This is a genomic window from Streptococcus sp. X13SY08, assembly GCF_001182825.2.
Lineage (GTDB): Bacteria > Bacillota > Bacilli > Lactobacillales > Streptococcaceae > Streptococcus.
Window position 1 is genome coordinate 151375 of record NZ_LFYO02000002.1, and the last position, 10540, is coordinate 161914.

Below are 10540 nucleotides of genomic sequence, written 5' to 3' on the forward strand. Positions count from 1 at the left end.
TAGCTATCATGGGACTCTCAGTGGAATCAACATTTCTGGAAAGAAACCGTTTTTTGTCAGTAGTCACATTTTGGAAATCGATATATGACTCGTTTGAAAGCCCTCCGGGGCTTTTTTGCTGATTTAAGACAGAAGCTCTGCTTATTTTTTACAGAAAATATGATATAATGAACTGTTAGAAAAACGTGTTTCATTTGCACGGAAAGGAAGAACATATGACTGAACAGAATGCTTTTTACATTACAACGCCGATTTATTATCCATCTGGGAAATTGCACATCGGTAATGCAACAACCACTATTGCTTGTGACGTTTTGGCTCGCTACAAACGCCTCATGAATAAGGACGTTTTTTACTTGACTGGTCTCGATGAGCATGGTCAAAAAATCCAAAACAAGGCTGAAGAAGCTGGTATTTCACCGCAGGCATACGTTGACGGTATGGCGGTTGGCGTTAAAGAACTTTGGAAACTTCTCGATATTTCTTATGACAAATTCATTCGTACGACAGACGATTATCATGAGACAGTTGTATCAGAAGTTTTTGAAAAATTGCTAGCGCAGGGCGACATTTATTTAGGGGAGTATTCAGGTTGGTATTCTGTTTCAGACGAGGAATTTTTCACTGAAAGTCAATTGGCAGAAATTTTCCGCGATGAAGAAGGAAATGTCATTGGTGGTATTGCACCGTCGGGCCACCAAGTTGAATTGGTTTCTGAAGAGTCTTATTTCTTCAAACTCAGCAAGTACCAAAAACATCTGGAAGCTTTCTTTAAAGCACATCCGGATTTCATCAGTCCCAATAGCCGCATGAATGAAATGCTCAAAAACTTCATTGAGCCTGGTTTGGAAGATTTGGCAGTATCACGTACGACCTTCACATGGGGTGTTCCTATCAAGTCTAATCCAAAACACGTGGTTTATGTGTGGATCGATGCCCTTCTCAACTATGCGACGGCTTTAGGCTATGGACAAGCTGAGCATGCCAACTTTGACAAGTTCTGGTCTGGTCAGACTGAAATCAAGTCATGGACTGACGAAAATGGTAAAACGTGGGATTTCACGGTGGCATCATCAGTTAACCATATGGTAGCAAAGGATATCTTGCGTTTCCATAGCATTTACTGGCCAATCATTTTGATGGCACTTGACCTCCCGTTGCCAAACCGTTTAATCGCTCACGGCTGGTTTGTCATGCAAGATGGTAAAATATCTAAGTCTAAAGGGAATGTAGTCTACCCAGAAATGTTGGTAGAACGTTTCGGGCTTGATCCACTTCGCTATTACCTCATGCGTAGTCTACCGGTTGGTTCAGATGGAACCTTCACCCCGGAAGACTATGTAGGCCGTATCAACTATGAACTTGCCAACGATCTTGGAAATCTCCTCAACCGTACGGTTGCTATGATTAACAAATATTTCGGTGGACAAATTCCAGACTATAAGGAAAATGTGATGCCATTTGACGCTGATTTGGCAGCTCTTGTCGCAGAAAGTATGACGACTTACCATAAACAGATGGACGCTGTGGATTATCCGCGTGCTCTTGAAGCAGTCTGGACTATCATTTCTCGTACCAACAAGTACATCGATGAAACAGCACCGTGGGTATTGGCCAAAGAAGATGGCTATAAGGAGAAATTAGCGGCAGTCATGGCGCACTTGGCCGCTAGTTTGCGAGTGGTGGCTCACCTCATTCAACCATTTATGATGGAGACGTCAAATGCCATCATGGAACAGCTTGGCTTGGGGGCTAGCTTTGATCTTGTCAACTTGAAACTTTCAGGATTTCCAAGTGGTGTAACAGTTGTTGCCAAAGGAACGCCAATATTCCCACGCCTTGATATGGACCAAGAAATTGCCTACATCAAAGCGCAAATGGCTGCTGGCAAACCTGCTCTTGAAAAAGAGTGGAATCCAGAAGAGGTCGAACTCACATCATCCAAAGAAGAAATTAAGTTTGAAACTTTTGATGCCGTGGAAATCCGCGTTGCTGAAGTCAAAGAAGTATCGAAGGTAGAAGGTTCTGACAAATTGTTGCGTTTCCGTTTGGACGCAGGTGATGGCGAAGACCGTCAAATCTTATCAGGCATTGCGAAATTCTACCTTAACGAGCAGGAATTGGTGGGTAAAAAACTCCAAATCGTGGCCAACCTCAAACCACGCAAAATGATGAAAAAATACGTCAGCCAAGGGATGATTTTATCAGCTGAACATGAAGGCAAACTCACTGTCTTGACAGTGGATTCATCTGTGCCGAATGGTGCCATTATTGGGTAGCCTGCTGGCATCTAAGCCATCTGATATAGAGAAAAAGACAAACGCTGCGTTTGTCTTTTTCTCTATATCATTTTTGATTGCTGGGCATTGTTTTTGGGATTAACTTTCAGTTTGTAGTAAAAGATAGAATTGTATTGTCCTCTTGACTTTTCAAAATAATGCCCTGCTCATACCTACTTGGCTGTAATAAATTGCGAATAATAAGATAGGAGGTGCCTATGTTTGTTGCGAAGAATCGACACGGTCAGCTGGTCAACGTTTTAGACAGAGAAGTCGAAAAGGGGCAAGATTTTTCATGTCCTTCTTGTCAATCCGCCTTGAGCTTAAAAGAGGGGAAGGTCAAACAAGCACATTTTGCACACATCTCCTTGAAAGATTGCCATTTTCAGTGGGAGAATGAATCCAGACAGCATCTAAGCCTCAGATTGAGCAGGTGGTGGATATATTAGTGGAGGAAACGTTGGCGCTGGAAGTTCAATGCTCGTCTCTATCCATTTCACGTTTGCAAGAGCGAACAAAAGACTATCGTCAGGCTGGTTTTCAAGTTCTCTGGCTCTTGGGAAAATCGCTCTGGCTCAAAGATCATGTGACAGCTCTTCAAAAACAATTTCTGTCCTTTAGTCAAAATGTGGGCTTCTTTTTATGGGAATTGGATAATGAGAAGAAAGAACTGCGTTTGCGTTACATGATACATGAGGATTGGCGCGGGAAAGTCTACTATCTGACCAGAACTTTTCTCTTTGGGCAGGGGAATTTGCTGACGATTTTGCGGGTACCCTATGGCAAGCAGTCGTTATCAAGCTTTGAAGTCAAAATGGACAATCAGCTCTGCCATTTCATCAGAAAACAGCTCGACTATCAAGTGCCCAAGTGGATGAAAATTCAGGAGCAAGCCTATGAGCAGGGGGAGAATTTATTGACTAAGTCGGTGGATGATTTTTATCCCCAAATTCGTCCCATTCAATCGCAAGAGGGATTTGCTCAAATTGAGCAGGATTTAAGTCTATATTATAGCTATTTTTTTGATTTCTATCAAACGATTTCTGGCCGCCATGTGCAAAAACTCTATCCTCCAGCCTATTATGGACAAGCTATTTTAAAAAGAGTACAATAAAAAAATAGAAGTACGTAAGGAGGAAGTAAGGGATGAAGAAATTATTTCCAATCTTCTTAGTTAGTGTTTGATTGACTGCTTGTGGACAGGTTAAGCGGCAAGACTTAGCCTCTTCAAGTAGCCCGACTCAGAAATCTGCGACCAATGAATCAAAGGCACCATTTAGTAGTCAAACGATCATCAGTAACCAATTTGAAGTGGCGCCAGAAATCCGTGAGCGAACATTCGCCCTTTTATCACGCGACCATAGTTCAGAAGTGATAAAATCTGGTCAAGACACGGATAGTGGTGGATTTGTAGTGGTTTATAAAGACGGTACCACTTTCATGAAGCAGGATAAAAACACTATGCTCTTCTACAATTCGGGGCTGACGATTAAATATCTTCCTCAGAAAAATCTCTATACGATTACGCTAGGACACAATGAGAATGGTAAGGATCGAGATGAAGTGGATTACCAAGATCAAGGAAATCAGCACCCAACTGGTGCGGGTCAGTCTGTCAAATATTGGTCCGATGGTGGCTTGGAAGTTGATTTTGAGGATGGATACCATCTTCGTTTGAACAATAGCGGAGACTTTACCATTCGTCACCGTAAAACAGAAGTTAAGGGATCTATCCAAAATCTTGCTGAGGCTGCGCTAGTTGAAGAAGTGCTGGCAGATCACGGAATTGATGGAGTAAATGGGTACAAATCTTGATTGATCAAGCTATGGCTGAAGCTGAAAGCGCCTTTTTAGAACATTCTAAAATAGGATAAAAGGCCTGATTTCACTAGAAAGTCAGATACCTTTATGTTAAAATGAGTAGATAAGAACGGAGGATTTACTATGACGAAACAACGCTATGAAATTGATGAAAAATACCATTGGGATTTAACGACGATTTTTGCGACGGATGAATTATGGGAAGAAGAATTGGCTGCCCTTCATGCTGAAGTAGAAAAAGCTAAAGGTTTTGCGGGACATTTGCTGGATTCTGCTAAAACTTTCTTAGAGACCAGCGAAGCACAATTGGCTATTTCACGTCGTTTGGAGAAATTGTATGTCTATGCATCCATGAAAAACGACCAAGATACGCGTGAAGGAAAATATCAGGAATTCCAAGCCAAGGCTTTGGGACTTTACTCAGCCTATTCACAAGTATTTTCTTTCTATGAGCCAGAATTTTTAGCTATTACAGAAGAAAAATTGGCGGAATTTTATGAGGCAGAACCAACTCTCAAACAATATGCACACCAATTAGAAAAACTCTTGTCACAAAAAGACCACGTCTTGTCACAAGAAGTAGAAGAAGTGTTGGCTGCTACTAGCGAGATTTTTGATGCACCATCTGAAACTTTCTCTGTCCTTGATAATGCCAGCATTTCTTTCCCAGAAGTAGCAGACGAAGATGGTCATTTGGTGCCATTGAGCCATGGAAACTACATTTCTTTCATGGAATCAAGTGATCGTGATGTTCGTCAGGAAGCCTATGAAGCTATGTATGGTACTTATGAGCAATTCCAGCATACCTATGCAAAAACCTTGCAATCAAACGTTAAAGTCAACAACTTGAAAGCACGTTTACGCAAATATGGAAGTGCGCGTCAAGCGGCTCTTTCTAGCAATTTCATTCCAGAATCTGTTTACGATACCTTGGTGGCTGCGGTCAATAAGCACTTGCCACTCTTGCATCGTTACATCAAACTTCGTAAGGAATTGCTAGGCATTGATGATCTCAAAATGTACGACATGTACACACCACTTTCAGACACGGATTACAAATTTAGTTATGAAGACGGCTTGAAAAAAGCAGCAGAAACCTTGACCATTTTCGGCAAGGAATACTCTGATCAAGTAGAGCGCGCCTTTGCAGACCGTTGGATTGATGTCCATGAAAATGAAGGGAAGCGCTCAGGTGCCTACTCAGGTGGTGCTTATGATACCCATGCTTTCATGCTCCTAAACTGGCAAGATACCTTGGATAATCTCTACACTTTGATTCACGAGACAGGACACTCGCTTCATTCCATGTTCACCCGTCAAAATCAGCCTTATGTTTACGGACATTATTCTATCTTCCTTGCGGAAATTGCTTCTACAACCAATGAAAATCTGTTGACGGAAAAACTTTTGTCAGAAGTCACAGACGACAAAACACGCTTTGCTATTCTCAACCATTACTTGGATGGCTTCCGTGGAACGGTCTTCCGTCAAACACAATTTGCTGAATTTGAACAAGCCATCTATAAGGCTGACCAAGGAGGTCAAGTATTGACGGCTGATTTCTTGAGCAACTTATATGCAGAAATCAACGAGAAATACTATGGTTTATCTGCGGAAGAAAATCCACAAATCCAATACGAATGGGCACGCATTCCTCATTTTTACTATAATTTCTACGTTTATCAGTACGCAACAGGTTTTGCTGCAGCCTCTGCCTTGGCGGATAAGATTGTTAATGGCACACCAGAAGACAAGGAAAATTACCTCAACTATCTTAAAGCTGGTAATTCAGACTATCCACTCAATGTCATCAAAAAAGCAGGTGTGGATATGACCCAAGAAGACTATCTCAACGATGCCTTCAAAGTTTTTGAAAAACGCTTGAGCGAGTTGGAAGAATTAGTCGCAAAAGGCGCACATAAATAAGGGAGTGGGACAAAAATCGATGATCTTGAAAAAATCCGATTTTGTTGTCCGACCCCCGCACAGTTGACTGGGCTCTAATAGGCTGATTTATCAGCCTATTAGAGCCCAGTCAACCACTGCGACTTTCAAACTGAACACATCAAGAGAGTCTGGAAAGTATTTTTGTCCCAGACTCTTTTCATCAGGAGATATTATGGAAATAGATATTCGGACCATCACCCTAGAAGACCAAGAAGCAGTACTAGCTATGAATCAGCTCTTAGTAGCTGAAAAAGAGACAAGGAATTCTTTCATTGAGACAGAACCTATTCAAGATTTTCCAGCTTTTTATGAAAAAACAAAGGCTTGGAAACGAAGACGAATAATCCTGATTGGTCAACGGTAACTTCTTATTATGCCTTCGTTGATGGACAAGTTGCAGGAAAAATTTCCTGCGATGGGAGCTGGAAAAGGGAACTTTATCTCAAATCGGTGGGCATATTGGCTATGTAACTTCACCAAATTTTCGTCGTAAAGGCATCATGAAAAAGCTATTAGCATTCGCTTTTGATCGCTATCGTAAGCGCGGAATTGAGTACCTATTTATCACCGCTCTAGCAGACAATGTTCCAAGTCGTCGTACCATTGAGTCTGTTGGTGGCATTTTGCAGGACATCATTGACATAGAAGACGGCATGCAATTGACTCGCTATTGGATAGATATCCATCAAGAAACCCGACCAACTTTTGTCTGGGACTTAGATGGCACTCTGATTGATTCTTACCCTGCCATTTTGCGTTCCTTGGAACTCACTTATCAAACTTTTGGTTGGGAATATGATGCAAGAGTCGTTTATGAATATATTATGAATGCTTCTGTTGGACGATTATTAGGAGAAATGGCAGAGCGTTACCAGTTGGATTTTCAAGAAATCAAGCAATTTTATTCAGCTGATTTAAAGACCAGAGATCAGGAATTAGGTCTATTTGAGGATAGCTTAGCCCTCTTAGAGTGGACCAAAGAAAAAGGCATTGCTAACTTTATCTATACTCATAAGGGTGACAATACAGAGCGTGTCCTCAAGATGCTGTGGATTGATGCCTATTTCACAGAAAGTCTCCATAGTCAGTCGGGGTTTGCCAGAAAACCCGATGCAGAAGCCATGGACTACTTGGTGGAAAAATACAACCTGAATCTACAAGATACCTACTATATTGGTGACCGCAAGTTGGATATGGATTTTGCTATCAACAGCCATGTACAAAGTATCAGCCTCAGCCAGCCTGATGGTCCTCATAATTTCTTCATCCAATCTTTGTCTGCTCTACCAAAATTAGCTATTTTTTCTCATTTATAAAAAACGAAAATCCAGCATCCGATGAAGGTGCTGGATTTATGCTATTTTTTGAACGAAAAATCAATACCAATTCTATTTTTGAGAATTTTCCAGAGATAGTAGGCAAAGTAAAAGTCAATGATCCCATGGACCAATGAACCAAATCCAACCAATAGCAAAAGAGACCAAACATAATTGGGATTTGGATTTTCAGAGATCGTCAGACCATACACTACAGCAAACTCAGAAAGTCCATGTAAAAGATTGAGGAGGAAAGCCGACAGGAACGTTAAAGAAGGTTTTTCTAATAGTTTAGGATATTTTTGAAAGGCGTAGGCACCGACGATTGCAAAGACTAGGTGTGAAAGTGCTCGCAGAACAATAATCATGGGAAAACCGGCCATGAAAAAACCGAGTGCTGTTCCCAATGCTACCAGTACCGCAACGGGAAGGGAGAGAAAGAGGGCTATAAATAGCGGGACATGACTGCTTAAAGTGAAAGAGGCTGGTCCAATAATGATCTTAAGTGGCATAACCATTGGAATTAAAATACCAAATGCAACCAATATAGCGGCGAAAGCGAGTGATTTTGTTTGTCTTTTTTTCATTGTAGTAGATTCTCCTTTTACTGAAATCTATTGTAAAGAAAAACCTTACATGTGTCAAGACACATGTAAGGTTTTTGGAGAAATAGTTTGATCAGTCTTCACTCCACAACAGTTTTGCAGCAGAAAGGCTTTTCTTGATTTGTTCAAATTCATCTTTGGAAGTACAGGCAATCGTGTGAATATGAATTCCCTGAGTCAAGCTAGAGAGTAGAGTAGCATTCGCATTTCTTACTTGTTTTATAAAGTTATGGACATCTTCACTTGTCTGAATATTGAGAGCAGCTGTCAGCATTCCGTAGATGGGATGTTCTACTTGAACATCTAAAATGATGCCACCTTGATTCACGATGAGCAACATCTCTTTTTCTGTATCTTGTGATTTATGACAGCAGACAATTTTTCCTAAAAATGCATGTGCATGATGAGGTGAAGACAAAAGGTAACCCCTATGCGTAGAGAGAATCTCATGATTTTCTGCTCGTAAAAGAGCGATATCACCTACAATAATCTGCCGACTCACGGATAATTGCTTGGCCAAATAACTCGCTGACATCGGATGACTTGCTTTTGTTAAATACTCAATAATCTGCTGGCGTCGTTCTATTGCTTTCATAGGACCTCCTTGTCTTTGTTTCCATCATACCATAAATGGACATTTTCGTCGCTAGATTTCAAAATAAAAACTTTGAAAAAGCTAGTTAAACACGCTATAATAGGAGGCATGGTTGAATCATATTCCAAAAACGCAAACCACAATATGCGCCGTCCTGTTGTCAAGGAAGAGATTGTGGATTTTATGCGGACACGTCAGGCGCAAAATATAGGGTTCTTGAAAGAGTTAGAAGACTTTGCACGTAAGGAAAATATTCCCATTATTCAGCATGAAGTCGTGGCTTATTTCCGCTTGCTCCTGCAGACTTTGCAGCCTCATCATATCTTGGAAATTGGGACTGCTATTGGCTTTTCAGCTCTCTTGATGGCAGAAAATAGCCCTCATTCGAAGATTACGACGATTGACCGCAATGAGGAAATGTTGTCATTTGCCAGAGAAAATCTTGCAAAATATGATAGCCGCAAGCAAATTGAGCTTCTGGAAGGTGATGCTCTTGATCTCTTACCAACTTTGTCTGACAATACCTATGATTTTGTCTTTATGGATTCTGCTAAGTCTAAATACATTGTTTTCTTGCCTGAAATCCTCAAAAAATTACAGGTCGGAGGCGTGATTGTATTGGATGATATTTTCCAAGGTGGTGATGTGTCGCGTGATATTATGGACGTGCGCCGTGGTCAGAGGACGATTTATCGTGGTTTGCAGCGTCTGTTTGATGCAACTTTGGACAATCCAGATTTGACCGCTAGCCTCCTGCCATTCAGTGATGGATTACTCATGCTCCGTAAAAATGTGGAAAATGTTACCCTAGAAATTGCAGAAAATTAAGCTAAGTTTAAGATTGTGTGTTATAATGATAGGGTTAATTAAAAAAGGAGTTCATTCAAATTCTATGAAAACTAAAAAAATCCTTGCAGGAGCTGTGACGCTTCTTGCTGCTGTTACACTTGCTGCTTGTTCATCAAATAGCAAGGACATCATCACCATGAAAGGTGCAACGATTACAGAGTCAGAATTCTACAATCGTGTCAAAACCAATACTTCAGCTCAACAAGTCTTGCTTGAAATGGTCATTTCAGAAGTATTTGAAGATAAATATGGTGACAAAGTCACTGATAAAGATGTTGACGATGCTTACAATAAAACGGCTAAGCAATATGGCAATTCATTTGATGCAGCTCTTACATCAGCAGGTTTGACAACAGAAACTTACCGTGCTCAAATTCGCAACAACAAATTAGTGGAATATGCTGTTCGAAAAGCAGCTGAAAAAGAGTTGACGGATGAAAATTACAAAGCTGCTTATGATGCTTACACTCCTGAAGTAAAAGCACGCATTATTAAATTAGAAGATGAAGCGAAAGCGAAAGAAGTATTAGCTCAAGCTCAAGCAGAAGGTGCAGATTTTGCAGCTCTTGCCAAAGAAAATTCAAAAGATGCAGATACAGCTGAAAAAGGCGGCGAAATCACCTTTGATTCTACGTCAACAAAGGTTGCTAAAGAATTACAAACAGCCATCTTTGCCTTGGATGCAGGTCAAGTGGGTGCAACAGTTGTACCTGTTGTAGACATGACAACTTACCAAACAGCTTATTATGTTGTGAAATTAGAGTCTAAGACTGAAAAATCAGCTAAATGGGAAGATTACAAAGATACTTTGAAAAAATCCATTTTGACTTCAAAAGAAAAAGATTCTACATTTATTTCATCAGTTGTATCAAAAGCGCTAAAAGAGGCGAATGTGAAAGTGAAAGACGATGCCTTCCAAAGCATTCTTTCACAATACATCTCAAGTGAAAACTCTTCAAGTTCCTCTGATGTAGCTTCATCAACTGATGCCTCTTCTACAGAAGCTTCTACGATTGAAGAATCTTCAAAAGCTGAATAATCCTGAGAATGGATAAGGTCTTGTTCCTCAGAAAATTGGCGGTCGATGCGAGCCATGAACAATTCTTATCTTGCTACTCAAAGGATACA

Annotated in this window: 9 protein-coding genes and 1 pseudogene; 8 read left to right on the forward strand and 2 right to left on the reverse strand. The window is 40.7% G+C overall.

Going from position 1 to position 10540, the window contains the following annotated elements; translation table 11 throughout:
• The first annotated feature begins 215 nt into the window (after positions 1–215).
• From metG to AEX56_RS08770, 6 genes and pseudogenes are all read left to right on the forward strand, one after another.
• Positions 216–2279, forward strand: coding sequence for a methionine--tRNA ligase (gene metG, locus AEX56_RS01355; protein ID WP_049617608.1), 2064 nt, complete (start codon positions 216–218; stop codon positions 2277–2279).
• Positions 2280–2497: 218 nt separating this feature from the next.
• Positions 2498–3393 (forward strand): annotated as a pseudogene (locus AEX56_RS01360) (competence protein CoiA).
• A 71-nt stretch (positions 3394–3464) separates the two neighbouring features.
• Entirely contained in the window at positions 3465–4094 is a 630-nt protein-coding gene (locus AEX56_RS01365; RefSeq protein WP_049617609.1) for a hypothetical protein, read from the forward strand.
• Between the two features lie 129 nt (positions 4095–4223).
• Entirely contained in the window at positions 4224–6026 is a 1803-nt protein-coding gene (pepF, locus tag AEX56_RS01370; RefSeq protein WP_049617610.1) for an oligoendopeptidase F, read from the forward strand.
• Between the two features lie 193 nt (positions 6027–6219).
• The gene (locus AEX56_RS09435) at positions 6220–6411 is read left to right on the forward strand and encodes a hypothetical protein (protein ID WP_443031002.1); all 192 of its coding nucleotides are present in this window, start codon (positions 6220–6222) and stop codon (positions 6409–6411) included.
• 136 nt (positions 6412–6547) lie between these two features.
• A complete protein-coding gene (locus AEX56_RS08770) occupies positions 6548–7363 on the forward strand; it encodes an HAD hydrolase-like protein (RefSeq protein ID WP_443031003.1) in 816 nt (271 codons plus the stop codon).
• A gap of 41 nt (positions 7364–7404) precedes the next feature.
• On the opposite strand, the gene AEX56_RS01380 is transcribed toward AEX56_RS08770, so the two are convergent.
• Both AEX56_RS01380 and AEX56_RS01385 read right to left on the reverse strand, forming a co-directional pair.
• The gene (locus tag AEX56_RS01380) at positions 7405–7950 is read right to left on the reverse strand and encodes a hypothetical protein (protein ID WP_049617611.1); all 546 of its coding nucleotides are present in this window, start codon (positions 7948–7950) and stop codon (positions 7405–7407) included.
• 91 nt (positions 7951–8041) lie between these two features.
• Positions 8042–8563, reverse strand: a complete 522-nt coding sequence (locus tag AEX56_RS01385; protein ID WP_049617612.1) for a transcription repressor NadR — start codon at positions 8561–8563, stop codon at positions 8042–8044.
• Positions 8564–8671: 108 nt separating this feature from the next.
• Here AEX56_RS01385 and AEX56_RS01390 point away from each other — a divergent pair, with 108 nt between their 5' ends.
• Positions 8672–9391, forward strand: a complete 720-nt coding sequence (locus tag AEX56_RS01390; protein ID WP_049617613.1) for an O-methyltransferase — start codon at positions 8672–8674, stop codon at positions 9389–9391.
• 64 nt (positions 9392–9455) lie between these two features.
• Positions 9456–10451 (forward strand): peptidylprolyl isomerase PrsA, encoded by a 996-nt coding sequence (prsA, locus tag AEX56_RS01395; protein WP_049617614.1) that lies wholly within the window; start codon positions 9456–9458, stop codon positions 10449–10451.
• Positions 10452–10540: the final 89 nt, after the last annotated feature.